Annotated in this window: 22 protein-coding genes; 7 read left to right on the forward strand and 15 right to left on the reverse strand. The window is 68.2% G+C overall.

The features are described 5' to 3' along the window. Window positions 1-46: 46 nt before the first annotated feature. Together M2351_RS16295 and M2351_RS16300 are read right to left on the reverse strand one after the other, a co-directional pair. On the reverse strand, window positions 47-3478 hold the full coding sequence (locus M2351_RS16295) for an acyl-[ACP]--phospholipid O-acyltransferase (protein ID WP_264657167.1): 3432 nt from the start codon (window positions 3476-3478) through the stop codon (window positions 47-49). Next, window positions 3475-4047, reverse strand: a complete 573-nt coding sequence (locus M2351_RS16300) for a TetR/AcrR family transcriptional regulator (protein ID WP_264657168.1) — start codon at window positions 4045-4047, stop codon at window positions 3475-3477. Before M2351_RS16300 ends, M2351_RS16295 begins: the two co-directional genes overlap by 4 nt. A gap of 324 nt (window positions 4048-4371) precedes the next feature. Between M2351_RS16300 and M2351_RS16305 the strand changes: the two genes are divergently transcribed. Then, window positions 4372-4683 (forward strand): cupin domain-containing protein, encoded by a 312-nt coding sequence (locus M2351_RS16305; RefSeq protein WP_264657169.1) that lies wholly within the window; start codon window positions 4372-4374, stop codon window positions 4681-4683. 29 nt (window positions 4684-4712) lie between these two features. Here the strand turns inward: M2351_RS16305 and M2351_RS16310 are convergent, their stop codons facing one another. From M2351_RS16310 to M2351_RS16320, 3 genes are all read right to left on the reverse strand, one after another. Then, entirely contained in the window at window positions 4713-6710 is a 1998-nt protein-coding gene (locus M2351_RS16310) for a methyl-accepting chemotaxis protein (protein WP_264657170.1), read from the reverse strand. Between the two features lie 155 nt (window positions 6711-6865). After that, window positions 6866-8572 (reverse strand): hypothetical protein, encoded by a 1707-nt coding sequence (locus tag M2351_RS16315; RefSeq protein ID WP_264657171.1) that lies wholly within the window; start codon window positions 8570-8572, stop codon window positions 6866-6868. 145 nt (window positions 8573-8717) lie between these two features. Next, on the reverse strand, window positions 8718-8903 hold the full coding sequence (locus tag M2351_RS16320) for a hypothetical protein (protein WP_264657172.1): 186 nt from the start codon (window positions 8901-8903) through the stop codon (window positions 8718-8720). A 336-nt stretch (window positions 8904-9239) separates the two neighbouring features. Here M2351_RS16320 and M2351_RS16325 point away from each other — a divergent pair, with 336 nt between their 5' ends. Beyond that, complete coding sequence (locus M2351_RS16325) at window positions 9240-10337, forward strand: glycosyltransferase 87 family protein (protein WP_264657489.1); 1098 nt, start codon at window positions 9240-9242, stop codon at window positions 10335-10337. Here the strand turns inward: M2351_RS16325 and M2351_RS16330 are convergent. From M2351_RS16330 to M2351_RS16345, 4 genes are read right to left on the reverse strand one after another with little or no spacing between them, the layout of a single operon-like run. Beyond that, a complete protein-coding gene (locus M2351_RS16330; protein WP_264657173.1) occupies window positions 10307-11671 on the reverse strand; it encodes an MFS transporter in 1365 nt (454 codons plus the stop codon). The two genes, M2351_RS16325 and M2351_RS16330, sit on opposite strands and share 31 nt — an antisense overlap. 36 nt (window positions 11672-11707) lie before the next feature. After that, complete coding sequence (locus M2351_RS16335; protein WP_264657174.1) at window positions 11708-13252, reverse strand: DHA2 family efflux MFS transporter permease subunit; 1545 nt, start codon at window positions 13250-13252, stop codon at window positions 11708-11710. Window positions 13253-13255: 3 nt separating this feature from the next. Then, complete coding sequence (locus M2351_RS16340) at window positions 13256-14368, reverse strand: HlyD family secretion protein (RefSeq protein ID WP_264657175.1); 1113 nt, start codon at window positions 14366-14368, stop codon at window positions 13256-13258. Window positions 14369-14426: 58 nt separating this feature from the next. Then, the gene (locus M2351_RS16345) at window positions 14427-14921 is read right to left on the reverse strand and encodes a MarR family winged helix-turn-helix transcriptional regulator (protein ID WP_264657176.1); all 495 of its coding nucleotides are present in this window, start codon (window positions 14919-14921) and stop codon (window positions 14427-14429) included. A gap of 210 nt (window positions 14922-15131) precedes the next feature. Here M2351_RS16345 and M2351_RS16350 point away from each other — a divergent pair, with 210 nt between their 5' ends. Then, on the forward strand, window positions 15132-15746 hold the full coding sequence (locus M2351_RS16350; protein ID WP_264657177.1) for a DUF4142 domain-containing protein: 615 nt from the start codon (window positions 15132-15134) through the stop codon (window positions 15744-15746). A 228-nt stretch (window positions 15747-15974) separates the two neighbouring features. Here the strand turns inward: M2351_RS16350 and M2351_RS16355 are convergent, their stop codons facing one another. From M2351_RS16355 to M2351_RS16370, 4 genes are all read right to left on the reverse strand, one after another. Then, window positions 15975-16280: a hypothetical protein gene (locus M2351_RS16355; RefSeq protein ID WP_264657178.1), complete on the reverse strand. Its 306-nt coding sequence runs from the start codon at window positions 16278-16280 to the stop codon at window positions 15975-15977. A 173-nt stretch (window positions 16281-16453) separates the two neighbouring features. Continuing rightward, a complete protein-coding gene (locus M2351_RS16360; protein ID WP_264657179.1) occupies window positions 16454-17272 on the reverse strand; it encodes an SGNH/GDSL hydrolase family protein in 819 nt (272 codons plus the stop codon). After that, entirely contained in the window at window positions 17269-18048 is a 780-nt protein-coding gene (locus M2351_RS16365; protein ID WP_264657180.1) for an SGNH/GDSL hydrolase family protein, read from the reverse strand. The genes M2351_RS16360 and M2351_RS16365 overlap by 4 nt, the downstream gene beginning before the upstream one ends. Then, window positions 18045-19331: an OpgC family protein gene (locus tag M2351_RS16370; protein WP_264657181.1), complete on the reverse strand. Its 1287-nt coding sequence runs from the start codon at window positions 19329-19331 to the stop codon at window positions 18045-18047. The genes M2351_RS16365 and M2351_RS16370 overlap by 4 nt, the downstream gene beginning before the upstream one ends. Before the next feature lie 298 nt (window positions 19332-19629). Here M2351_RS16370 and M2351_RS16375 point away from each other — a divergent pair, with 298 nt between their 5' ends. The 3 genes from M2351_RS16375 to M2351_RS16385 are packed head-to-tail and all read left to right on the forward strand — an operon-like array spanning window position 19630 to window position 23525. Further along, a complete protein-coding gene (locus M2351_RS16375) occupies window positions 19630-20751 on the forward strand; it encodes an ABC transporter substrate-binding protein (protein WP_264657182.1) in 1122 nt (373 codons plus the stop codon). 28 nt (window positions 20752-20779) lie between these two features. After that, window positions 20780-22462: an ABC transporter permease gene (locus M2351_RS16380; RefSeq protein WP_264657183.1), complete on the forward strand. Its 1683-nt coding sequence runs from the start codon at window positions 20780-20782 to the stop codon at window positions 22460-22462. Continuing rightward, window positions 22455-23525, forward strand: a complete 1071-nt coding sequence (locus M2351_RS16385; protein WP_264657184.1) for an ABC transporter ATP-binding protein — start codon at window positions 22455-22457, stop codon at window positions 23523-23525. The genes M2351_RS16380 and M2351_RS16385 overlap by 8 nt, the downstream gene beginning before the upstream one ends. Before the next feature lie 119 nt (window positions 23526-23644). Here M2351_RS16385 and M2351_RS16390 read toward each other — a convergent pair whose 3' ends face one another. Next, the gene (locus M2351_RS16390; protein WP_264657185.1) at window positions 23645-24949 is read right to left on the reverse strand and encodes an MFS family transporter; all 1305 of its coding nucleotides are present in this window, start codon (window positions 24947-24949) and stop codon (window positions 23645-23647) included. Between the two features lie 231 nt (window positions 24950-25180). Between M2351_RS16390 and M2351_RS16395 the strand changes: the two genes are divergently transcribed. After that, entirely contained in the window at window positions 25181-25516 is a 336-nt protein-coding gene (locus tag M2351_RS16395) for a YnfA family protein (RefSeq protein ID WP_264657186.1), read from the forward strand. A 3-nt stretch (window positions 25517-25519) separates the two neighbouring features. Here the strand turns inward: M2351_RS16395 and M2351_RS16400 are convergent, their stop codons facing one another. Continuing rightward, entirely contained in the window at window positions 25520-26419 is a 900-nt protein-coding gene (locus M2351_RS16400; RefSeq protein WP_264657187.1) for a LysR family transcriptional regulator, read from the reverse strand. Window positions 26420-26488: the final 69 nt, after the last annotated feature.

The raw sequence follows: 26488 nt of genomic DNA on the forward strand, positions 1-26488 counted from the left end.
AGGTCGGGAGGGGGCCCAGTACAACCACTCATCCCCCTCCCCGACCTCACACCCCCTCCCCCGCCAACGCCTCCGCGGCGAGGCGCATGACCGCCGGGTAGTCGGTCTTGCCGGTGCCGAGCAGCGGGATGCTCGTGGCGCGGACGATGTCGCGGGGGATGGCGAGTTCCGGGGCTCCCCGGGCTTTGGCGGCGGACACCAGGGCGTCGCGTGACAGGGCCGGGCTGGCGGTGACGAGCACGATGCGCTCCCCGCGCTTGGCGTCCGGAAGGGCGACCGCGGCGTGCGGGGCCGCAGGGTCGGCCTGCACCGCCAGTTCTTCCACAACGCCCAGGGGCACCATTTCGCCGGCCACCTTGGCGAAGCGTTTCACGCGGCCGACGATGCGGATGAAGCCGTCGGCGTCGATTTCCACGATGTCGCCGGTGTCGTGCCAGCCGTCCTCCGGCGCCTGCACCTCGCAAGGGCGGTCGGCGAAGAGATAGCCCTTCATCACGTTCGGCCCACGCACCCGCAGCCGCCCGCCGACGGGGACGCCGGGAACCGGCACCAGCTGCGTCTCGATGCCCGGCAGCGCCTGCCCGACCGTGCCGGGCCGGAAGCGGGCGGGCGTGTTCACCGCGATGACCGGCGCAGTTTCCGTGGTGCCGTACCCCTCCAGCAGGTGGACTCGCAGCCGTTCCGTGTAGGTGCGCCGCGTTTCCTCCTGCAGCCGTTCCGCCCCGGCGAAGACCAGCCGCAGCGAGCGGAAGTCGTAGGGATCCGCCGCCCGCGCCCAGGCGTTGAGGAAGAAGTCGGTGCCGAACAGGACCGTGGCGTTGGTTTGGTAGACCAGCTCCGGAATCAGCCGCACGTGCCGCGGGTTGGGGTACAGCACCGTTTTGACCCCGTTCAGGATCGGCAGCAGCATCCCGCCCAGCAGCCCGAAGGAGTGGAAGACCGGCAGGCAGTTGAACACCACGTCCTGGCGGGTGAAGTCCACCACCGACGCCACCTGCGCCATGTTGGCGAGCAGGTTGTCGTGGGTCAGCGCCACGCCCTTCGGCGGCCCCTCCGACCCCGAGGTGAAGGGGATCGCCGCCACGTCGTCCGGCTGGCCTTGCGGCGGCAACAGCCGTTCCGGCGCCACCAGCGCCGCGAGCGCACGCAGCTTGTCGCCCAGCGTCAGGCCGCGCTTCACGTCCTCCAGATAGAGGATCGCGTGGTCGGCGGCGAGCGCGTCGACCAGCGGGCCGAGGCGGCCCTTCTCCACGAACTGGGCCGAGGTGACGATGCGGCGCACCCCGGCGGCGCGGCAGGCGGCCTTAATGGACTCCACCCCCGCCGTGAAGTTCAGCATCGCCGCCGGCCGGCCATACGCCACCAGACCGAAGAAGGCGGCCGCGGTGGGCGACGCGGTCGGCAGCAGCAGACCGACCGCCTCCCCCTGTGCCGTGCCGCGCGTCAGGATGCGGCCAAGCACCAGCGCCCGGGCAATCAGCGCGCGGTAGGAAACTGTGGTGAAGTCGCCGTCCTGCACCGCCGCCTCCCCCCGGCCGGTCCTGCGGCTGGCGTCGAGCAGCGCGCAGGCCAGGGTGGGCGGCCGTTCGTTGGCGGCGAAGACGGTTTCCGTCATCACGCGCGACAGCCAGGACTTCAGCGCGGCGCGGCGCTTCTTGCCGACAAGGCCCGTCACGTCCGGGGTGGCGACCGGCGGCATGACGGTGATGGTGATGCGCGGGAACAGCCCCAGCCGAAGACGCCCGTGCATGCGCGACAGGACGGAGCGCTGGGCACCCTCGATGCAGACCGGCACAATGGGGCAGCGCGCCTTGTCGGCCAGCATGCCGGGACCGCCGTTGATCTTCATCAGCGAGCCGGTGACGGTGATTCGCCCTTCCGGGAAGATGCAGATCTTGTGGCCCTCGGCGAGTGTGCGGGCCAGCACGCGCGTGCCCATGGGGTTGGTCGGGTCGATGGTCACGTGATCGGCCAGCGCCAGGAAGGGCTTGGCCCAGGCCTGTTGCGCGATGAAGGTGTCCACCGCGAAGCGCATGCCCGGCAGGAAGGCGGCGAGCAGCGCGCCGTCCAGGAAGGACTGGTGGTTCGGCGTGATGACCGCAGGGCCGTCCAGGTCCGCCAGATGCTCAGCCCCGCGGACCTCCACCCGGAAGGCGAGGCGGAACAGGCCACGGGCCAGGGACCGGCCGATCTCCACGGCGTCGTTGGACAGGGCCAGCACCACGGCGGCCAGCATGCTCGCCCCGCCCACGGCGGCCACGGTCAGCGGCGACAGGCCGAGCGCCAGCATGGCCGCGGCGACGCCGGAGCCCACGACCATGAAGAGCGCGTTGACCACGTTGGCCGCGGCGATGACCCGAGCGCGGGCCGACACCGCCGCCCGGTGCTGGATCAGCGCGTAGAGCGGCACGGCGAAGGCTCCACCCGCCGCCGCGATCACGAACAGGTCCACCAGCAACGGCAACGCCCAGGGCTGGGCCAGCAGGGCCATTGGCGACAGGGGCTCGGCGGACGGCGTGGACGGGGTCAGCAGCGGCAGCGCCGCGCCCGCCAGCCCGGCCACGAGGCCGGCCAGCGCCGCCCGGCGCGCGTCGGCGGTGGAGGGCGTGCGGTGGCCCAGCCCGGCCAGCACCGAACCGACGGCGACGCCCACGGCGAACACCGCCAGGAGCAACGTCGCCCCGGCGCTGTCCGCGCCGAGATCCTCCCGCGCGATGGCCGGGAACTGCGCCATGACCACGGCGCCGACTCCCCAGAAGACGGAGATGCCGTAGATCGCCCGCATGGAGGCGGGATCCTGCGCGGTGGCGCGCAGCACGCGCAGCGTCACCGACACGGGGTTCAATCCGACCCGCACCGCCGGGTCGGCGTTTCCGGCCCGCGGGATGAGCAGGGACGCGCCCAGGCCGAGCACGGACGACGCCCCCAGAAGGGCCGGGACCGCCCAAGGGTCGGCCAGGGCGAGGGATCCGCCGGCGATGGTGCCCAGCAGGATGGCGACGAAGGTTCCCGCCTCCACAAGGCCGTTGCCGGCGCTCAGCTCGTGGGGGGGCAGCAGGTCGGGCAGCAGGCCGTACTTCACCGGCCCGAAGACGGTCGAGTGTGCCCCCATGCCGACCAGCGCCGCGATCAGGATGGGCAGGCTGGCGTCCAGGATGCCCCAGGCGGCGATGGCCATCAGCCCGATTTCCGCGACCTTCACCGCGCGGGCGACCAAGGTGCGGTCGTAGCGGTCGGCGAGTTGGCCGGCGGTGGCGGAGAACAGCAGGAAGGGCAGCGTGAAGGCGCCCGCCGCCAGTGTGGACACGAGCGCGCCGTTTCCGGCCATGCCGCCTTCCGAGACACCATAGACCGCCAGCACGGCGATGGCGCCGCGCAGGACGTTGTCGCCGAAGGCGCCGAGGAACTGGGTCAGGAACAGCGGCAGGAAGCGCCGCGCCGCCAGAAGGCCCAACTCGTTCGTCACGGGATCGCTCATGACACCGCTCCTTTCCGGGCCAAACCGTTCAACAACGCATCGGCGATGGTGCCGGCAAGGTCGCCGAGCGGGGTCGCCTGACGCCCGTAGACCTGGGACTGCACGTTCATGACGATGGCGCCGATGACGATGTGGGCCAGCGCTTCGCAGTTGGCGTCGCGGACGCTGCCCTCCTTGATGCCGGCGCCGATGATGGCGCACACCACGTCCACCGGGGTTTCCTGCCCGTCCGGCACCAGCGGCAGGCCGTCGTGCTGCGACAGCAGCAGGAAGCGCGCCCGGTCGGGGGCCGCCTCGACCAGCCGGAAGGCCCATTCGATCACGCGCCGCAGCCGGTCCGGCGCCGGGCCGGTTCCCGCGGCCTCGCGCAGGGCTTGGGACAGGGCAGTGTATTCCGCCGCAAACAGGTCGGCGGCAAGATCCTCCTTGCTCGCCCAATGGCGGTAGAGCGCGCCCTCGGACACTCCGGCCGCGCGGGCGATGTCCTTGATTGTCGTAGCCTTCACGCCCTTTTGCGCGAACAGTGCGAGTGCCGCGTCCCGAACTTTCTGCCGAACATCGATGGGCATGATGCCTCCGTCCCCGCCGACTGGTCATGAGTGAATGTTCACTCACATCATGCCGCAGACAATTGCGCGGTGCAAGATGCCGTTTCATACGGCCGGCGCATGAACAGTTCCATGATCGGCCGGCCGTATGCCCCTTTCGCACATGGCTGCGCCATGTGCTGTCGGGTTTGAACCGAAGGTGTTTGATGGAAGCCATCAAACACCTTCGGTATCGGCCATTCACCGTTTGCGCTGGCAGGAATTGACGGGGCGTTGTCATTGTGCCAGTGGACCGCGCGCCGCAAGGTCGCCGCCGCTCCCTTGACGCCACACGGATCAACAGTGATGAAGATCGTGCAATCGCGGTCCTTCCGCCCCGCCACCGCTTGGGCGGCGCTCGACATCGCGGAGATCGACGGCGCCACCGTGCGCCTGCATTGGACCGACAAACCGTACCGCTGGCACGTCAACGCCGGCGACGAGGTATTCGCCGTGCTGGGCGGTGCGGTGGATATGCATTTCCGCATTGATGGCCGGGAGGAGGTTGCGCGCCTTGGCCCCGGCGATCTCTTCCACGCCGGGGCTGGGGATGAGCATGTCGCCCACCCCGTCGGCGAGGCGCGCATCCTGGTCATCGAGCGCAAGGGCAGCGTGTAGCCGCCCCTGCTCTCCTCACATCCTGGGCCTCAGGCCGCGATCGCCGTCAGCCCACGAGTCATCTGGGCGAAGGCGTCGCGGAAGCGCGCGAGCGACGCGTCCGCCTCGGCAAAGCGGACGTGCACCGTCTCCTTGTCCTTGGCGCGGACCTCGAAGCTGAGCGACAGGCTGAAGCGGTCGATCCGCACCGTCCCGTGGTCGCCGATGGACAGGCCGGACACGCCGGTCAGCATGGCGCCGCCGCAGGACAGGTCGCGGATGCTGCAGGTCTGGTCGACCCCACGCACCACGACGGTGCAGGGCTCGTTGACGCGGTAGCGCGGGTTGCGGCGGCGGTCGGCGTCGGCGGTGGAGGTGCGGACGACGCGCACCAGCACGCGGCGCAGCTCGTCGATGCTGGTCGCCACCTCGTCGGACCCGGACCGCACGCCGGTGGCCTGGGCCCCGGTCTGGTCGGCGTCGCGCGACACGTCGGCGATGCGGGCCGACACCTCCTGCGCGGCGCTGGACGTCTCGACGACGTTCCGGCTGATTTCCTGCGTGGCGGCGGCCTGCTCCTCCATCGCGGCGGCGATGGCGCTGGAGATCTGGTCGATCTCGCCGATGGTCTCGCCGATCTCCGCCACGGCCGACACGGCGGTGCCGGTCACGCCCTGGATCTCCGCGATCTGCCGGGTGATCTCCTCGGTCGAGCGCGCGGTCTGGTTGGCGAGGTTCTTGACCTCCTGCGCCACGACCGCGAAGCCCTTGCCGGCCTCGCCGGCGCGGGCGGCCTCGATGGTGGCGTTGAGCGCCAGCAGGTTGGTCTGGCTGGCGATGTCGGTGATCAGCTTGACCACCTCGTCGATTCGGCCGACCGCTTCCGACAGGGACTGGATGGTGCCCTGCGTGCGCTGCCCGTTCTCCACGGCCTTCCGGGTTACGGCGCTGGAATGGGCGATCTGGCTGGAGATCTCGCGGATGGAGGCCGCCAGTTCCTCCGTGGCGGCTGCCACGGTCTGGGCGTTGGCCAGAGCCTGCTCCGCCGCCGCCGCGACGCTCTGCGCGTTGACGCTGACCCGCTCGGCGGAGCCGGCCATCGCGTCGGCGTCCTGGGCCATGGAGCCGGTGCGCAGGGCCACCTGCTCCACCGCCCGCCCAGCCTCGCGCTCCACCGTCTCCGCCATGGACTGGAGGGCGGCGATACGCTCCTCCTCCGCCTGGCGCTGACGTTCGGCGCGTTCCTGCAGGGCGTAGTTCAGCTTCGCCTTCACCGCGCGCAGCTGCGATCGGATGCGCGCGAATTCCGCGACGCCGGAGCCGGGGATGTTGGCCATAAGGTCGCCGCGGGCGATGGCGTCGAGATGCTGCTCCACAAGACCCAGCGGCCGGCGTACGGTGCCCAGCACGCCCAGCGTTCCGAACAGCGCCAGCAGGAAGGCCACGACCAGCAAACCGGCGACGACGGCCGGCGGATCGTTGTCCGTCAGCGTCATCCAGCCGAGGACCAGGGTGATCAGCACCAGCCCGAGGTTCATTGCGACCATGCGGCCGGCGATGCTGGACACCAGGCCGCCGATCCAGGCGCCGAATCCACGATGGACGATCTGGCCATCCAGCAGCCCGTATTCCTTGCCGCCCCCGGCGCGGATCGCGGCGTAGACGCGCTCCGCCTCCGCCACCGCCTCGCGCGAGGGCTTGGAACGGATCGAGATGAACTCGGTGACCTGCCCATTCTCGGTCAGGGGCGTGACGTTGGCCTTCACCCAATAATGGTCGCCGGTCTTGGCGCGATTCTTGACCAAGCCCTCCCACGGACGCCCGGCCTTGATGGTTTCCCACAGGTTCGCGAAGGCGACCGGCGGCATGTCCGGATGCCGCACAAGATTATGAGGCGCCCCGAGCAATTCCGTTTCGGAGAAGCCGCTGATGTCGACGAATGCCTTGTTGACGAAGGTGATTTTGCCGCGCGTGTCGGTGCGTGACACCAGCAGCACGCCGTCGGCCATTTCAATTTCACGGTTGGTAACGGGTCCGTTATCGCGCATGCCCCAGCAACCTCTCAACGGTGAGGAGTCAGCCACATATACCTAATGCATATTTCTACAGTGATAATCCGCGAAACGCACGCCATTATTATCGTGATGCTTGCGTCTCTAAACCAATTTCGATTTTTGACACACCGGGCGAATGCCGGTGCCACTCAGTTTGACGCGGGGTAGATGCAGAGAAGCCGCTGTTGCTTCTGCTGGTAGCCGACCAGCCCGCGCAGGGACAGGGGGCGGGTGCCAATGGCGCGATTGGCCGCCGCGATGTCGAACATCAGGGATTGCTGGTGGAACAGGTCGGCGTAGACCTGGCCCAGCCCCATGTCCGGGTCCCAGACGTGGATGGCTTCCGCCCCGGCCCCGTTGACCTCGATGATGCGGAAATCCTCGCCGCGGGCCAGCCGGTCGGCGGAGGCGAAGCGCAGGTCGAAGCGGCCGAAATGAAACCCCGGCATGGCGTCAGCGATCGCGTCGAATTGCCGGATCAGGGCGGGGGTGATCAGGCTGCAGCCATCCTTGTAGAGGCCCCCGACCCGGCTGCTGCCGACCAGGGCAAGGCGCACCACCTGCCCGGCCGCGGGCACCTCGTCCAGCCGCCCGCGCAAGGCGGCGCGGTGCAGGTCGCCCTTCCACGATGCCCGCGCGTCGCGGGCGATCAACTGCTCCAGAGTGGACAGTCCGTCGCCGACCACATGCGGGAAATAGCGCAGCGTCAGAGAGAAGATGGTCCCCTGCGTCTGCCCTGGGTAACGGGCGTAGAACACGCCGGCCTCCCCGGCGAAGGGAACGAAGGCCTGCAGGATGAAGGCGCAGCCCTGGGGCATCTCCGCCAGATAGGCCTGGAGTTCCGTCGCATCCTGGACCAGCCGCACGCCGAACCCGCGCCACCCGATGTCGGGCTTGGCGACCAGCGGAAAGGTCAGCCCTGCGTCGGCCGCCAAGGTTTCCAGCCGCTCGACCGACCAGGATCCATCGTTCACGGCCGCCCGGCAGTCGGCGACCCAGTGGTGGGCCGCCGGGCCGATCAGGTCCATGCACCGGATCTTGGATTCGCCCAGCAGGCCGCCGGCCTCGATGGACGGGTTCGCGGCGGTCGGCAGGGTCAGGCTGCGGTGCCGCAGGCCGAGTGCCAGCCATTGCAGGGCCAGCGGGATGTAGAAGAGCAGCGGCGGGATGCGTTCCGCCAAGCCGATGGGCCGGTATCCCGCCGGCACCAGCGGCATGCCCGGCAGCTGCACCGCCTGCGTGGGCGCCGGCGCCTCGCCCGCCACCGAATCGACCAGCTTCGCCGGCGCTCCGAACAGGCTCGCTCCCTTGGCCATCAGCGCGCGGCCGTTTCGCGTGCGCGCGCCGATCAGCAGGACCGCCAGCCCCAGTCCGGCCATCGACACGTCGCCCGAGGTCAAGCCGATGGAGGAGGTCAGCAGCGCCAGCAGGATCCCGACATGCAGGACGGCGGTAGCCAGCGTCGTCAGCAGAAAGCGGTCGAACCGCACCCGGATCACGCCGCAGGCGAAATACATGGGGAACAGGACGCCGGGCACGAGCCTGGCCGTGACCAGGGTGGCGAGGAGGTTGCTCTCCAACGCCGAGCGGCATTTGGCGAAGACCGGGCGCTCGGTGTAGCGCCGGAGCCGCCCGACCCGCGTCGACAGCAGCCCGAGCGAATAGATCAGGCAGTCGCCGCCGATGATGCCCGCCAACAGGGCCATGGCGGTGAGGCTGAAATCCATGGTTCCGGCGCTGACCAGCCCCGCCCCCGCGGCGATCGCCACGTCTTCGTGAAGAATGGTCAGGGCCGCCAGCGCGATGGGAAACGCGAGAGGCATCTCGTTGATCAGGGCGAACACTTCGGCAAGCACCAGGCGCGTTTCCGATAACAATCGATCCGACCACTTTGTGTCACACCGCCCTCGCATTCAAAGCACAAAGAGTCCCCACTTTTCAAATATCGCTGCACTTGTCACGGGCGCCGACGCCCAAAGGTTGGGGAGGAACCGGCGGAGTTCACCCTCCGGTGAAATCGACGCCGAGCAGGAGCGTTCCCGCGACGCTCGCCAAAGCCATCAGGCCGAGGACGGCCACAACCGTCAGGATCACGCGGTTCGTGGCCCGGATGGACCGGCACCGCGCGCAGAACCGGTGCGGTTCCGCGGTCGCTTCGTCGCAACGTTCGCAAAGATGCAGGCTCACGCGCCAACCTTAGTGTGTGGAAAGATTCGCTCAGCGCCACCAAAGATTACACCGGACGAATTCTTGCCCAGCGACGGAAATCTTCTAGCGCGACGAGAAGAAATCAGATCATTAAATTAATTTAATTGCAGGATCGAAAGGATTTATCATAAGCCTTGGGGCGAATCGGACGGGTCGCATCGCACGGCACTCCCCCACATGAATTTCGTCTCGCAAGCGTCCGGAGGGGCATCCCTTCGGAACGCCGTCGCGCGCTGGTCGACGCGGCACCGGCTTTTCGCCCGCTGGCCTCTCGCTCATTGGCCTTTCGCCTTTTGGGGGCTGTTCACGCTGGTGATGGGCGCCGTCGCGGTGCTGAAGCCCGGCCGGCCGATCACCCACATTTACCGGGACGCCACGCGCGACTGGTGGGCGGGCGTGCCCGTCTACACCGACGGCATTCACGGCTTCCTCTATTTCCCCTCCAGCGCGGTGCTGAACGGCCCACTGGCGGCGCTGCCGCTGGGGATCTGCGACCAGGTGTGGCGCTTGGCGCTGGTGCTCGTCTTCTCCACTGCGGTGTTCCGCGCCGCGTCCGTGCTGCGGCCGGATGCGGGTGCACGGACCGCGTCGTGGGTGCTGGCGCTCGCCATTCCCACAGCCTCCATCAACGTGCTGCGCGGGCAGTGGGAGCTGATGATGCTGGCGGTGGTGATGCACGCCGCCGTGGACATCGCGCGCGAGCGCAACCGGCGCGGCGGGGCCTTGCTCGCGCTCGCCGTCGCGCTGAAGCCGCTGGCCCTGGTGCCGGCCCTCCTGTTCGGCGCCCTGAGGCCGGAGGCGCGCCTTCCGCTGCTTCTCGGCATCGCCGCGGCCTTCGTGGTGCCCTTCCTGCACCCCGATCCCGCCTATGTCGCCGGGCAGTATGTTGCGATGATCGCGAAGTTGACCACGGCGGCGGCACCCGACAGTGGACGCTGGTTCGACCTGTCCCGGCTTCTGACGGAAATCGGCCTGCATCCCGACTACGCGCTCATGACCCGGTTGCGCGTCGCGGCGGCGGTGCTGACGCTGGTTGCCGCCTGGGCGGCGTCGCGGCGGCTCGACCGTCCGACGGCGTCGCTGGTCACGCTGATGCTGGCGGTGTTCTACCTGGTCCTGTTCAACCCGCGGACCGAGGAGGGATCCTACCTCAACGTTGCCGCCCTGGTAGCGCTGACCGCCTTTGCGGAGATCCGGCAGCGGCCCGGGAGCCTCGTGCCGGCGCTGCTTCTGCTGGCCGTGTTCGGGCTCGGCGCGCATTTCTACGGCGACTGGGTTTACCGCCCGACCCAGATGTGGCTGAAGCAGACGGTCACCCTGCTGCTCTACGGCTACCCGGCGCTGGCCATCGCCACGCGCCGGAGCCTGTTCGACGCCGGCGCTCAGCCGGTCGCCAGCGGGGAGCGACGGTAGCGCAAACTGCTCGCCACGCAACCGGCCACCGACAGGGCGCAGGCCAGGGTCAGCGCGATGCCCGTGCCGTGAACGGCGTGGGCGGTGAACAGCAGGCCGACGAAGGCCGCACCCAGCGTCTGGCCGAGCAGCCGGGCGGTGGACTGGATGCCGCTGGCGCCGCCGCTGCGCTCCTTCGGGGCGCTGGTGATCAGCACCTTGTTGTTGGGCGACTGGAACAGGCCGAAGCCCAGGCCGCACACGGCCATGCGCCAGACGATGTCGGCCGTTGCCGGATCCGCCGGCAGCAGGGCGAGCGACCCCAGCCCGACCGCCAGGATCGCCAGCCCAAGCCCGCCCAGCAGGCCGGGGTCGTAGCGGTCGGCCAGCCGCCCGGACAGCGGCGCCATCAGGGCGGTGCCCAGCGGCCAAGGCGTCATCAGCAGGCCCGTCTCGACCGCCGACCGGCCGATCACGTCCTGCAAATAGAAGGGCAGCGCCACAAAGGCCATGGTGTGCGCGGCGAAGGATCCGACGGACGTTGCGACCGACAGGGCGAAGACCGGTAGGCGCAGCAGGTCGACCGGCAGAAGCGGCGCCGCCTGGGCCAGCTGCCGGCGCACCAGGACGACGCCCAGCGCCAGGGCTCCCGCCAGTTCCACCGCGGTCAGCGCCGCGGCCTGGCTGCCGTCCAGCCCCTTGATCCCGCAGATCAGCGCGCCGAAGACCATGGCGTTCAGCAGGGCGCTGACGCTGTCGAAGCGGTGGTTCGAGCGCGGCGCGTGCGGCAAGGAGCGCGACGCGATGACCAGCGCGACCGCGCCGAGCGGCACGTTGATCGCGAACAGCCACTGCCAGGAGGCGACCGACAGCATGATGCCGGCGATGGTCGGCCCGGCGGCCGAGGCCACGGCGACGATCAGCGCGTTGTTGCCGACCCCGCGGCCAAGTTCCCGGTGCGGGTAGATGAAGCGGACCAGCGCGATGTTCACGCTCATGATTCCGGCGGCGCCGAAACCCTGCACGACGCGCGCGATGGTCAGCGCCAGCAGGCTGTCCGACATGGCGCAGGCAGCCGACGCCACGGTGAAGACCAGCAGGCCCCACCAATAGACGCGCCGGTAACCAACGATGTCGCCCAACGAGGACAGCGGGAACAGCGACACCGTCACCGCCAACTGGTAGGCGTTCACCACCCAGATCGACCCGGCGGCGGTGGTGCCTAGGTCCTTGGCGATGGTCGGCAACGCCACGTTGGCGATGGCCCCGTCCAGGACGGCCATAACCAAGGCGATGCCCATGGTCAAAATGGCCCACTGCCGTTGCGGCGTGGGCAACCCGTCAGCTGCCAACATTCTAACCCTGCGATTTCTTGTGTTTTGAGCGTCTTGTTATTCCATCACCGCCGCGTGGTCCTTGTCGGCGGGCTTGGTCGGCTTGCGCATCAACAGTACGATGGGCATCGCGACCAGCGCGATGACCATCATCAGCTTGAAGTCGTCGATGAAGGCGATGCTGGTCGCTTGCCGCGTGATCTCCGCATCCAGCGCGGCGCGTCCGGCGGCCGTCATCGGGTTCCAGAAACGGGCGACGTCCGGCAGATCGAACAGGCGGTTGTAGGGGGTGACCGCCTGCACGATCTCCGAATGGTTCACCTGGGTGTTCTGCACCAGCAGCGACGACACGACGGAGATGCCGATGCTCGACCCGATGTTGCGCGACAGGTTGTAGAGGCCGGTCGCCTCCGTCCGCTGCTCCGGCGCCAAGGTGGCGAAGGTGACGGTGCTGAGCGGCACGAAGAGGAAGCCGAGGCCGGCGCCCTGCACGAAGCCGGTGCGGATGATCATCCATTGCGACACGTCCGGCGTCCAGCCGGTCATGTCCCACAGCGCCACCGCGGTGAGCACGAGCCCCAGCAGGATCAGCAGCCGCGTGTCGACCCGCCCGATCAGCCGCCCGACGATCATCATCGCCATCATCGTGCCGAGCCCCCGCGGCCCCATGACGAGGCCGGCGGTGATCACCGGATAGCCCATCAGCGTTTGCAGGTAGGGCGTCAGCAGCGCCAGCGTAGCCAGCAGGATGATGCCGACCAGGAAGATGAAGAACATGCCGGTCGCGAAGTTCCGGTCGCGGAACAGGGCCGGCGTGACGAAGGGCCGGTCGGCCGTGAACATGTGGACCAGGAACAGGTAGAAGGCGGAGGCACAGACCACGACTTCCAGGATGATCTCGGTCGAGCCGAACCAGTCCAACTGCTCCCCGCGGTCGAGGAACATCTGCAAGGCGCCGATGGCGAGGCTGAGCGTGCCGAAGCCGAACCAGTCCAGCTTCGCCCGCGCGTTGCGCACCGTCTCCGACAGGAAGGCGGAGATGCCCAGGAAGGCCAGGATGCCGACCGGCAGGTTGATGTAGAAGACCCAGCGCCAGTTGTAGTTCTCGGTCAGCCAGCCGCCCAGCGTCGGCCCCAGAATCGGCCCGACCATGATGCCCATGCCCCACACCGCCATGGCCGAGCCCTGGCGCTCCTTGGGGTAGATGTCCAGCATCACGGACTGCGACAGCGGCACCAGCGACGCGCCGAACAGGCCCTGGAGCAAACGGAACAGCACGATCTGCGGCAGCGACTGCGCCATGCCGCAGAGCATGGAGGCCACCGTGAAGCCGGCGATCACCACCAGGAACAGCCGCTTGCGCCCGAACCGGCCGGCCAGGAAGCCGGTCGGCGGCGTCATGATGGCGGCGGCCACGATGTAGGAGGTCAGGACCCAGTTGATCTGGTCCTGGCTGGCCGACAGGCTGCCCTGCATGTAGGGCAGTGCCACGTTGGCGATGGTGGTGTCCAGCGCCTGCATGATCGTGGCCAGCATCACGCAGACGGTGATGGCGCCCCGGTGTTTGGCCTCTCCCCCCGTTTCTCCGGCTGCGGCGGCCATGGCTTACGAACTCCGGCTGTCGCCGAACAGGGCGGCCAGGAAGTGCGGCAGGCCGCGCGCGTGTCCGGTGTCCACGTCGACCACCGCGCTCATCCCCGCGCGCAGCGGCGGCAGGTTCTTGTCCGAGGTGTCGATGCGCACGCGGATCGGGATGCGCTGCACCACCTTCACCCAGTTGCCGGACGTATTCTGCGCCGGCAGGAGGGAGAACTGCGCGCCGCTCGCCGGGCTCAGACTCTCCACCGTGCCGTGCCATTCGACGCCGGGGTAGGTGTCGACCGTCACCGTCGCGGTCTGGCCGGGGCGGACGTAGGTCAGCTCCGTCTCTTTCGGGTTCGCCTCGATCCACATGTGGTCGGTGGCGACCAGGCTGAAGGCCGGCGTCGCGGATTCGAGATACTGGCCGGGCTGGAGCGAGGGCACCTGCGTCACCACCCCGTCCATGGGCGCCTTGACGGTCGTGTGCGCCAGCTCGCGCGCGGCCTCGTCGCGCTGGGCGATGGCCTCCAGGTAGCGCGGATGCTGCTCGATGGGCTGGTCCGGGTCGCCGTTCAGGTTGGCGGCGATGGCGGCCAGCTGCTGCTCCAGCGAGGCGACCTTCTGCTGCGCGGCCGTCAGGTTGTGCCGGGCGGTGTCGAAAGTGGCCTGCGCGGCGTACTGCTGGCGGGTGAGGTCCTGCTGGCGCCGGAACTCCCGGTCGTAGAACTCGACGTCCGCGTGGGCCTGCTTGATCTGCTCCTGCATGTCGCGGTAGTTGGCCTTCAGCGCGTTCAGGTCGTTGCGCGTGATGCCGACCTGCGCCTCGGCCCGTTGCAGGGCCAGCCGGAAGGGTTGGTCGTCCAGCGTGAACAGGACGTCCCCGGCCTTGACGGTCTGGTTGTCGTGCACATTGATGGCCTGCACGATACCCGACACGTCGGTGGACACGCCGACCTTGTCGGCCTGGAGGTAGGCGTTGTCGGTGGACATCACAGCACCACCGGTCACATAGACGTAGCCGCCGGCGATCAGGACGATCGGCAGCAGCAGGAACAGGGCCCAGCGCACAAGCCGACGCCGCCGGGCGGGATCGGCTTTCCGAACGGCCGCACCCCGGCTTGCGACGCCGGAATCCACAGCGCTCTCCCGAAGCTCAGCCGATTGAACGGTGGGCCCAACGGCGGGTCCGCTGCCGTCAGCCATGATTCTTGCTCCTTACGGAAACGTCGTCAGCCGCCGCATTCGCTGCAGTGTTCGGGGCGACGAGGTTGGTCTTCATCTCGGTCAGGATGTCGGCGAGCAGGGCCCGCCGCTCCTCCGGCATGCCCGCGCAGGCGTCGTCCATGACGTCGGCCGCAATGGCGCGGATGCGTTCCAGGACCGCGTGCGCGGCGGGGGTCAGGCGCAGCAGGCGGGCGCGCCGGTCGGTCGGGTCCGCTTGCCGCTCCACGAACCCCAGTTCCTCCAGGCGGTCGAGCAGGCGGACCAGGGTGATCGGCTCGATCTCCATGATCTGCGCCAGACAGGCTTGGTTCACGCCCTCCTGCCGCGACAGGTGAGCGATCACGGAGGCCTGGGCGCGGGTCAGGCCAAGTTCCTGGGCACGCGCCACCTGTTCGAAATGTTTGCGCATCAGCCGCGCCACGTCGTGCAGCAGCCAGCCGATGGTGCGGTCCGTTCCGGACGTCATGCCAACGCCGAGCCTCTAAATGATGAGCTTCCTTATTATAAGGACGCAAATGTAACGATGAGCACGCCCGGCACCGGCGGCAAGGTCCATCGGACGGGTGCAACCGCAGGGCCGGCATGCACGGTGCGCATCGCGCACCGGCACGCGCGCGGAACCGCTTCATCGCCCCCTTGTTGGACGGATACACACAACCGCAGCAGGAGGTTTCCCATGCGGCGTACACTGATGCTCGCATCCGCTCTCGCGGCTCTGGCGGTCGCCACGCCGAGCCTGGCCCAGCAACGCGGATCGCTCGACAAGGCGGACCGGACCTTCGTCGAAAAGGCGGCGTCCGGCGGCCTCGCCGAGGTCGAGATGGGCCAGATGGCTCAGCAGAAGGCGCAGAACGATCAGGTCCGCCAATTCGGCCAACGCATGGTAGACGACCACTCCCGCGCCAACCAGCAGCTCCAGCAGATCGCCGCGAACAACAACATCACCCTGCCGAGCGGGCCGGACAGCAAGCACCGCACGAAGTCGCAGGAGATGCAGAAGCTGTCAGGCGCCCGGTTCGACCGCGCCTACATGCAGGACATGGTCCAGGACCACCGGCAGGACATCGCCCTGTTCGAGAAGGAAGCCAAGCAGGGCAAGAACGCGGACCTGAAGCAGTTCGCCGAGCAGACCCTGCCCACCCTGCGCGAGCATTACGATCTGGCGAAACGGACCGAAGCCGGGTTGGCACCGGCGCAGGCGAGCGCCACCCAGGGCAAGGGCCACGGCACGATGTCCAGCGGATCGTCCGGGACGATGAACCGCTCGACGGGGTCGTCGCAGGCGCAGTAGGGGGTGTTTGAGTGAGTGGTCGCGTTGGCCCCCCACCCTAACCCTCCCCCATCTTCGGCGTCAGGCGAACGCCAAAGGCGTTCGCCTGACGCCGTCAGCGCATGCAAGCATGCGCGAGAGGCGGGGGAGGGAACTCCGCCGCTCCGAAGCCAGTTCCTCCCCTCGCGAAGTGGGGGGAGGTCGGGAGGGGGGCCCAGTGCAACCACTCCAATAAAATTCTAAGCCCCCTCACGCCGTCCCCGGCAGGATCACGCAGAGGATGATCGGGCGCTTGCCGTTGCCGTCCGGGTCCAGGTAGCAGGCGTGGGTTCGGCCGTCCGGTGAGGACACGGGGAGGATCGTGCCCGGCGACACGGAAAACCACTGGTCGCCGATGCGGATCTGGTGCCCCTGGTCGGCGCTGTAGCGGTATTCGACCGGCCGGCAGTCCTGGTTGCCGCAGCAGGAGCGCCCTTCGGTGGTGTGCAGGTCGCCGTACCAGTCGTGCGCTTCGGCCCGGGCACCGGCCTGCGCGGCCAGTAGAATCACGCTCACCGCTACCACCGCTGATCCACGCACGGCCACCTCCCCAAGACGGAACCCGCAGGCTTCGTCTCTACGATGACGACGAACGCGAACCACTCAAAGTGAAAATTTGTTCATTCTACCAACAGTGAAATGAACACGGAGTATTTGCGAAGCATTCTCGTGGAAATTAACAGGAAATATTATCGGCGTTGCGCGATGTCGGTGGTCGACCGGGCCGCCGCCTCTTGTAGGGAAGTCGCAAGCGAGCGGGCGATGCAATCGTAGCCGAAATCGTTCTGGTGGATGCCGTCGGGGCCGACGAGGTCGGTCATGGAGGCCTGATGGGTCTGCACCCACTGGCGCATCACGGCGAAGCGGTGGAACAGGCCGACGCCCTCCTCCTCCGCGACGCGGGCGATCAGGGTCTGCATCTGCTCGTGCTGGGGCTTGGACAGCATGGCGGGGGCGTATTGCAGGTCCATCAGCACGACGTCGAAGCCGGCCGCCTTCAGCTTCCGGATGCCGGTGCGGATCACCACCTCCGCGGCGTAGGGGTCGTCACCCTTCAGAACGGTGTTCGCGCCGACCTGCCAGATGACGAGGTCCGGCTTCTCGTCCATCACGTCGCGCTGGAAGCGGCGCAGCATCTCCGCGCCGACCTCGCCGTTGGCCCCCTTGTTCAGGACCGCCACCTCGACGCCTGGAAAGCGCAGCCGCAGATGGTCGGCGAGCCGCGCCGGGTAGCTGTGCTCCGGCCCGCTCGCCCCGGCCCCGGCCGTGGAGGAGGAGCCGATGGCAACGATGCGCAGCGGCCCGCCGCCGGCGAGTTGGCGGGACACCCGCGGCAGCGGCGCGGTCAGCGCGGCCGATTGGGCGGAATAGGTGCAGGCGGAGGCCGGGTTGCCCGACGGCGCGGCCTTGGCCGGGCCGTTCGCCAGCGGCGGTGCAGCGAACAACAGCGCGACGGCGACGGCCGCCGCCAGCCGGGCGGAATTACGGGACAGGAAGGACCGGCTCATTGGGCCGGCCTCGCGGCGCGGTCCAGCATGGCGGTGACGGCGTCGGCCAAGTGGCGGCCGATGCAGCGGTGGACGAATTGAAAGGCCTTCAGCATGTCCTCCTTGGAGTCCGGCGTGAAACCGACCCGCCCTTCCTCGAACCAGTAATGCATCATCTCGTAGCGCGGAAAATGGAACACGTCGTTGTTCTGGGTCACCCATTCCACATAATCCAGGTACGGCTGGAAGGTGATCAGCTGGGTGGTCTGCGGGCTGTACTGCATGTCCATCACCACGATGTCCGCACCCCGCCGGTGCGCCGTCGCGATGCCCGACGATATGGCCTCGCCAAAGCTGTCGGGACCGATGTTCCGCATCGCGTCCACCGTTCCGACCTGCCACACCAGCAACGAGGGCCGCTCCGCCGTCAGGGCGGAATCCAGGGTCGGCAGCATCTCCTGCGCGGTGGCGCCGGGAACATTGCGGACCACGACGCTGACTTTCCGGTCCGGCAGGCGCGCCGACAGGTCCCGTTCCAGCAGGCCCGGGTAGCTGCCCTCCGGCCGGTTGGCGCCCGGTTTCGCGGTGTTGACCACCAGAATGGGGAGGGCGTTGGCGCGCTTCATCCTGTCCAGGGCGCGGGGCAGGGATGCGTCGATGGTAAAGATGCGCTCCGGCACCTCGCAGGGATCGGCCGAAGCCGTGTCCTCGGCGCGGGCCGACCCAAGGCCTGCGCCGAGCAGGAGGCCGATCAGGAGGCCGATCAGGAACAGGACGGAGAAGCGCGTGCCCATCATGCACTCGGGTCCTTGGCCGGGTCCTTGGCGGATGCCGTTTGCCGTGATGCTGGCGGGCGTGGCAGCCGGTCGACGGTCTGATACCAGGTCAGCGCCCGCGCGGCCGCGATCATCATGGCTATGCCAACAATTGTGATCGAAAACTGTGCAAAAAGCGAGTTTGTCCATTGGTTCAAAATCGTTTGCCCGGCGAAGGACAGAAAAATACCAAGGCAGAACACCTGCAACGACTGCCGCCCGCACAGGATGACCGGCGCCAGCAACGGCGACCGCAGCCACGCGCTGTCGTACCGGGCCACCTGAAGCACGATGTAGGCAAGCGCGCAAAAGTGGATGAGCCGCAACGGGTCGAGATCGGTCTTGCTGATCGGGTACAGAATGTCGGCCAGCCGCGTCGGCATCAGCGCGCCCAGTGGCGCGATCTGCCAGGACAGGACCACCAGCAGCGAGGCGAACAGATAGGCCGCTGCCGCCACCAGCAGCGCGCGCCGCGGCCGCGTCAGGGCCATGGAGACCTCCGGAAACCGCTGCATGGTGGAGCCCAGCACGAACAGGAGTTGCCAGGCGAAGGGGTTGAAGAACCACACGCCGCCTTCCGGGTAGGTGGGCAGGTTCCAGCGGAACCCGCGCGCCGCCGCGTAGAGCGTCACCGACCCCGCCAGCAGGGCCAGCGGCCAGCGCCGCAGGACCGGCAGCAGCAGCGGGAAGGACAGCAGCAGGACGATGTAGAGCGGCAGGATGTCCAGGTTCGCCGGCCGGAACTTCAGCGCCAGAGCCTGTGTCAGCGACCGCGCCGGGTCGGTGAAGAAGCTGGCGATGCCCAACTCCTCGCTGAACAGCGGGTTGTTGAAGACGCGCGCGGTATAGGCGACCTGGGCCGTGAAAGCGATGAACAGGAACAGGTACGCGATGTAGAGCGTCCAGACCCGGTGCACCACTTTGGCCGTCGCGAAGCGCCAGCCGTGCAAGGCGTAGATCTTGGAATAGACCAGCGACGAGGTGTAGCCGGAAATGAAGACGAACACCTCCGTTGCGTCGCTGAGCCCGAAGTTCCGCATCGTCACCCAGGCGATCTGGTTGCCGGGGATGTGGTCGATGAAAATGAACCACAGCGCCAGCCCGCGGAAGAAGTCCAACCGCAGGTCGCGGGTCCCGCCGGGCACCCCCGGCCCGCGCCCAATCGGACCCTGGCCGACCGGACCATGGCCGTCCGGACCATGGCCGTCCGGACCCTGCCCAATCTGACCCTGGCTGTTGGGAGTCGATGTCGGCGACGGCGTCATCGGGCGGTTCCCCAAGGTTCGGCGATTCGCGGTGTCATGCTGCGGGCGCTCACATACTCTTAGATGGCTCTAAAATGGGATGCGAACGGAAACCGGTGATGCCCCGACCGTGGTGCACCCTGGCTCTCGCCGTTGCAAAACAGGTGGTTAACACCGATTGAACGCCCCGATCGGCCTAGCCATTCCCTCCTTTGCGTGCCACCATGATTGCTGCACGGGGAAGCCGTTTCGGCACTCCGCAAAGAACGACCAACGCACCAAGAACCAAGACAGCAAGAAGAAAGAAGGAGGAGAGGATATGCGCAGGATTCTGCTTGGGGCCACCGCGGCCCTCGGTCTTGCCGCCCTCACGCTGGCTTCCATTGGGGTTCCCACGGGGGCGCAGGCGCAGGATCTGCCCGCCGGCTATCCCGCCGCCTACAAGGACACCGTCGCCGCCGCCAACAAGGAAGGAAAGGTTGTCGTCTATTCGTCGACCGACGCCTCGCAGGTGCGTCCGCTGCTCGACGATTTCAAGGCGCTCTACCCCAACATCACGGTGGAGTACAACGACCTCAACTCCACAGAACTTTACAACCGCTTCATCTCCGAGGCCGCGGCCAACGCCGGCACCGCCGACGTGCTGTGGAGTTCGGCCATGGACCTGCAGATCAAGTTGGTCAACGACGGCTACGCCCAGGCCTATGAGACGCCGGAGCGGAAGGCCCTGCCCGACTGGTCGGTGTGGAAGAACGAGGCCTTCGGCACGACCTTCGAGCCGGTGACCTTCATCTACAACAAGCGCCTCGTCGCGGAAGGCGACGTGCCGAAGACGCACGCCGACCTGGAAAAGCTGCTGAAGGCCAAGACGGCCGAGTACAAGGGCAAGGTCACCGCCTATGATCCGGAGCGGTCGGGCGTCGGCTTCCTGTTCGTGACGCAGGACGCGGCCGCCTGGCCGGACGCCCGCAACCTGTTCCGCGCCTTCGGGCAGTCGGGCATCAAGCTCTACACCTCCGCCGGCGCGATGCTGGAGCGCGTGTCGTCGGGCGAGCACCTCATCGGCTACAACATCTTCGGCTCCTACGCGCTGGCGCGATCGAAGAAGGACCCGAGCATCGGGATCGTCTACCCGCAGGACTACACGCTGGTGATGTCGCGCATCGCCTTCGTCCCGAAGGCGGCGAAGAACCCGAACGCCGCGAAGGTCTTCATGGACTACGTGCTGTCCAAGCGCGGGCAGACGCTGGTCGCAAACCAGGCGGAGCTGTTCTCCATCCGCGAAGACGTGGAGGGCGACGCGACCGCGCGCGCGGTCAACCAGCAGCTGGGCGACAAGGTGAAGCCGATCCGCGTCGGGCCGGAGCTGCTGACCTACCTGGACCAGGCCAAGCGCCTGACCTTCATCAAGCAGTGGCAGCAGGCCATGCAGGGCAAGTGATCCCTCGCCCCTATCCGAAGGCCTGACCATGTCCACATCCCGGCCCCAGTCCTGGGCGCGGGTGTCGGTGATCCTGGTGACCGCGCTGGTGGTGCTCGCCCCGCTGGCGCTGGTCTTCTACCAGAGCTTCCTCGACAACCCCTTCTTCGCGCCCAAGGTCCAGTTCACCCTGTCGGCGTATGACTTCGTCCTGAACGACGAGGATTTCCACAGCGCCTTCCTCAACTCCCTGATGATCGCGACGGGCATGACCGCCATCGCGGTGCCGCTGGGCGGCCTGCTGGCATTCCTGATCGTGCGCACCGACCTGCCCGGCCGGCGCTGGATCGAGCCGCTGCTGCTGCTGCCGGTCTTCCTGTCGCCGGTGGTGCTGGCCTTCGGCTACGTCGTCGCCGCGGGGCCGGTGGGCTTCCTGTCGCTGCCGGCGGAATCGCTGTTCGGCTTCGTGCCGTGGGACATCTATTCCATCTACGGGCTGGTCCTGGTGGCCGGCCTGACGCACGTGCCGCACGTGTACCTGTACGCGTCCTCCGCGCTGCGCGGCGTGTCGTCGGACCTGGAGGAGGCGGCGCGCATCGGCGGCGCCGGCCCGTGGCGGGTGGCGCTGGACGTCAGCCTGCCTATGGTCATGCCGGCGCTGCTCTATTCCGGCGTGCTGGTCTTCTTCCTGGGCTTCGAGCTGTTCGGCTTGCCGCTGGTGCTGGGCGACCCGCAGGGCATCCTGGTGATGTCCACCTACCTGTACAAGCTGACCAACCTGCTGGGCACGCCGTCCTACCAGCTGATGGCCGTGGTGGTGGTGGCGCTGGTGCTCGTCACCTTCCCGCTGGTGATCCTGCAACGCCGCCTGCTGCGCCAAGCCGGCAAGTATGTGACGCTGAAGGGCAAGGGCGCCCGCCAGACCCCGCTGAAGCTCGGCGGCTGGAAGTGGTTGGCCTTCGCCATCCTGGCGCTATGGCTGGTCGCGACGGTGGTCGTGCCGCTGGCCGGCATCGGCCTGCGCTCCGTCGTCAGCAGCTGGGGCCGGGGGGTCACCCTGTCCGACCAGCTGACGCTCGCCCACTACCGCGACCTGTGGCAGTACCCGAACCTGATCCGCGGCATCCTGAACACGTTGGGTGTCGGCGTGATCGGCGGCGCCCTGTCGGTGGCGTGCTACACCGTTATCAGCCTGGCCGCGCACCGCTGGCAGTCGGGCTGGACGCGGCTGCTCGACTTCCTGGTGCTGGTGCCGCGCGCCATGCCGGGGCTGGTCGCCGGTCTCGCGATCCTGTGGATCTTCCTGTTCGTGCCGGGGCTGGGCGTGCTGAAGAGCACGATGATCAGCGTCTGGATCGCCTACACGGTGGTCTGGCTCGCCTACGGCATGCGCCTGATCAGCACCGCGCTGCTCCAGGTCGGGCCGGAGCTGGAGGAGGGGGCGCGGGTGGTCGGCGCCGGGCCGCACCGGGTCAACATGGACATCACCATCCCGCTGATCCGCTTCGGCATGCTGGGCAGCTGGCTGCTGATCTTCATGATCTTCGTGCGCGAGTATTCCACCGGCATCTATCTGCTGGGGCCGGGGACGGAGGTGATCGGCTCGCTGCTCGTCTCCCTGTGGGGGACGGGCGACATCGACCTGATCTCCGCCCTGTCCGTGATCAACGTTGCAATGGTCGGGGCGGGCCTGCTGACCGCGCTCCGCCTGGGAGTGCGCCTGCATGGCTGAGCTGACCGTCGAGAACCTGCACCTGCGCCTTGGCGGGAACGAAATCCTGAAGGGCGTGGGCATGAGCCTGGAGCGCGGGCAGGTCGTGGCGCTGCTGGGTCCGTCAGGCAGCGGCAAGACCACGCTGCTGCGCGCGGTGGCGGGGCTGGAGCAGGCTCACGCCGGGCGCATCACGCTGGGCGGCAAGCCGGTGTTCGACGCCGAAGCGGGCGTCGACCTGCCGGCGGAGAAGCGCAACCTCGGCCTCGTCTTCCAGTCCTACGCGCTGTGGCCGCACAAGACCGTGTTCGACAACGTCGCCTACGGCCTGAAGCTGCGCGGCACCGGCCGGGAAGAGATGCGGGAGCGCGTGCAGGCGGCGCTGAACCAGATCGGCCTCGGCAAGCATGGGGAGCGCTTTCCGCACCAGCTCTCCGGCGGGCAGCAGCAGCGCGTGGCGCTGGCCCGCGCGCTGGTCTACAAGCCGCCGGTTATCCTGCTGGACGAGCCGCTGTCCAACCTCGACGCCAAGCTGCGGGAGGAGGCACGGGCTTGGCTGCGCGAATTGATCGTGACCCTGCACCTGTCGGCGCTCTGCGTCACCCACGACCAGGTGGAGGCGATGGCCATCGCCGACCGCATCCTGCTGCTGAACGCTGGCGTGGTGGAGCAGGAGGGCTCCCCCCAGGACATGTACGGCGCGCCGCGCAGCCTGTTCGCCGCGGAGTTCATGGGCGCCAACAACCGCATCGAGGGCACGGTGGCCGAGCAGCGCGACGGCTACGCCGCCCTGGCTGTGGCGGGTCGGACGGAGGACGAGCCCTTGTTGTGGGGCCGCCTGCGCGCCGACCGGACGCCCGGCGGCCCCGCCACGGGGATCGTCCGGCTGGAATCCGTGCGCCCCGCCGATGGGCCGGGTCCGAACCGCTTGGCGCTCGATCTGGTGACCAGCATGTATCTGGGCGAGCGGTGGGAGTACCTGTTCCACCGCGGCCCGCTGAAGGTGCGGGCCTACGGGAACGAAGCCCTGGAGCCGGGCCGGCATTGGCTGGAGTTCCCGGCGGATCGGGTGTGGGTGTTTTGAGTTCTGGCCGCGATAGCCCCCTCCCTAACCCTCCCCCGCCGTTGGCGGCGGAGGGAATTCAGGCCCCCTCTCCCGCGAAGCGGGGGAGGGTCGGGGAGGGGGCAGCAGGGCTCGCGCCTTTACGGCTCGTCTTTCAGATACCCTTCCCGCGTCGGGTCGCGCATGGTCAGCGACACGACGAAGCTGATCGCGCAGAGCGCCGTCACGTACCAGAAGAAGCTTTCCTCCATGCCCGCCGACTTCAGCCATAGGGCCACATATTCGGCGGTGCCGCCGAACAGGGCATTGGCGATGGCGTAGGACAGGCCGACGCCCAGGGCGCGGACCTCCGGCGGGAACATCTCCGCTTTGATCAGGCCGCTGATCGACGTGTAGAAGCTGACGATGGTCAGCGCGGCGATCACCAGGAAGAAGGCCATGTAGGGGTCGGTCACGCCGCGCAGCGTGTCCAGGATCGGCACGGTGCACAGGGTCGCCAGGGCGCCGAAGATGATCATCGAGGCCTTGCGCCCGATCCGGTCGGAAATGCCGCCGATCACCGGCTGCAACAGCATGTAGACGAACAGCGCCACGGTCATGATGCGGCTGGCTGTCTCGGCGTTCATGCCGGCGGTGTTGACCAGATACTTCTGCATGTAGGTGGTGAAGGTGTAGAAGATCAGCGACCCGCCGGCGGTGAAGCCAAGCACCGTCAGGAAGGCCCGCTTGTGGTTCATCAGGCCGGCCAGCGTGCCGGCCTCCTTGCGGCCGCGGGTCTCGCTGGTCGAGGTCTCCGCCAGCGAACGGCGCAGCAGAAGCGCGACCAGGGCTGCGGCGGCGCCGATCACGAAGGGGATGCGCCAGCCCCAGGCCTTCAGCTCGTCCACCGTCAGCAGGCTTTGCAGGATCACCAGGACCAGCACGGCCATCAGCTGGCCGCCGATCAGCGTGACGTACTGGAAGGAGGCGTAGAAGCCGCGGCGACCCTGGAGGGCGACCTCGCTCATGTAGGTGGCGCTGGTGCCGTACTCGCCGCCGACCGACAGGCCCTGGGCGAGGCGGGCGAGCAGCAGAAGCGCCGGAGCGGCAACGCCGATGGTGGCGTAGGTCGGCAGGACGGCGATCATCAGCGAGCCGCCGCACATCATGAAGACCGAGATCATCATGGCGGTGCGCCGGCCCAGCCGGTCGGCGATGCGGCCGAACATCCAGCCGCCGATCGGGCGCATCAGGAAGCCGGCGGCGAAGACGCCCGCGGTGTTCAGCAGCTGCGTCGTCGCATCGCCCGCCGGAAAGAAGGCGGGTGCGAAGTACAAGGCGCAGAATGAGTAGACGTAGAAATCGAACCACTCGACAAGGTTGCCGGACGAGGCGCCGACGATGGCGAACACGCGCTGTGCCGAGGTTGGTCCGGTGGTGGTTTCCTGTGTGTAAACGGTAGACACTGTCTCATTCCCTCTTTTTGTCTTTATGCCTTTCGGGAAGGCTGTGCGTCCGGAGCAGATAACGGCGAACGCTTGCCGCGCACTCTGTCAGGCGAGGGCCATACGTGCACGCATGGAGCCCGGCAGGGCAGCCATGCCGAATTGGCGGCCCACAGCGCTGCGATGGGCAACGCTTGCGTCGCCGGAGTCGGCCCGGAATGATGAACAGCCGGGAACAACGAAAGAGCCGAAATGACCACACTCGCCGTCTACATCGCCGCCGCGGCGGGGGAAATCGCCGGATGCTTCGCCTTCTGGGCGTGGCTGCGCCTGGGCAAGTCGCCGCTGTGGATCGCGCCGGGGCTGCTGAGCCTGATGGCCTTCGCGTGGCTGCTGACCCGCGTGGACGCCGACTTCGCCGGCCGCGCCTACGCCGCCTATGGCGGCGTCTACATCGCGGCGTCGCTGCTGTGGCTGTGGATCGTGGAAAGCCGCGCGCCCGACCGCTGGGACCTGATCGGCGCCGCGGTCTGCGGCGTCGGGGCGGCTATTATCCTGCTGGGACCGCGAAACGCCGTCCCGCAATGACCGCTACGACGTGCGGCCTTCCAACAGGGCGCGGTCTTGCGCGAAAGCGTCGCCCATGAAGTCCATGAAGGCGCGCACGCGGCCCATGTGGCGGAGGTCTTCGTGGGTCAGCAGCCAGATCTTGCTGCCGACCTCCTCGACGAGCGGGCCGACGCGGCGCAACCCTGGGCAGCGGTCGGCGAGCCCGCAGGGCAGCAGCCCCAGCCCCGCCCCGGCCTTCACCAGTTCGAGAACCGTCGCCACCGAGTTCACCCGGCAGGCGATCCGGTCCGGCGGCACCGACTTGCGCAGCCACCGCATCATCGACGTGTGGTCGAAGGTCTCGTCCAGCCCGACCCAGACATGCCCGGCCACGCCGTCCGCTGCCGGCGCGCTGTCCAGGTAGGAGGCGGAGCCGTAGACGGCGAAGGCCAGCCACGCCACCGCGCGGCCGACGAGGTTCTCCGGCGGCCGGTTGGTCGAGCGGATGGCGACGTCGGCCTCGCGCCGGGTCAGGCTCAGCGACGCCTCGGCCACGATCATGTCCACGCTCAGCGTCGGGTGCAGCGCGCGGAATGCGGCGATGTGCCGGGGCAGGATGTGCAGGGCCAGGATGTCCAGCGTCGTGAAGCGCAACGTGCCGGAGATCTGGGCGTCGCTGCCGGACAGGCGACGGCTGGCGGTCGCCAGTTCCTCCTCCACCTTCAGGGCGACGCGGTGCATCTCATCGCCGGCTGAGGTCAGGATATAGCCGCCGGGCCGCTTGTCGAACAGCCGGACGCCCATGGACTCCTCCAACGCCGCGACGCGGCGGAGCACCGTCGAATGGTTGACCCCCAGCGCCCGCGCTGCCGCGGACAGGGACCCGTTCCGCGCCACGGCGAGCAGGAAGCGCAGGTCGTCCCAACTGTCCTGCTCATTCATGCAGAGGCTTTGTGCAAAGTTTCCGAATTCCCGCTCATGGAAGCACATCATACGGTCGCGCGGAAGCCT

This window comes from Azospirillum canadense (assembly GCF_025961225.1).
GTDB classification, from domain to species: domain Bacteria; phylum Pseudomonadota; class Alphaproteobacteria; order Azospirillales; family Azospirillaceae; genus Azospirillum; species Azospirillum canadense.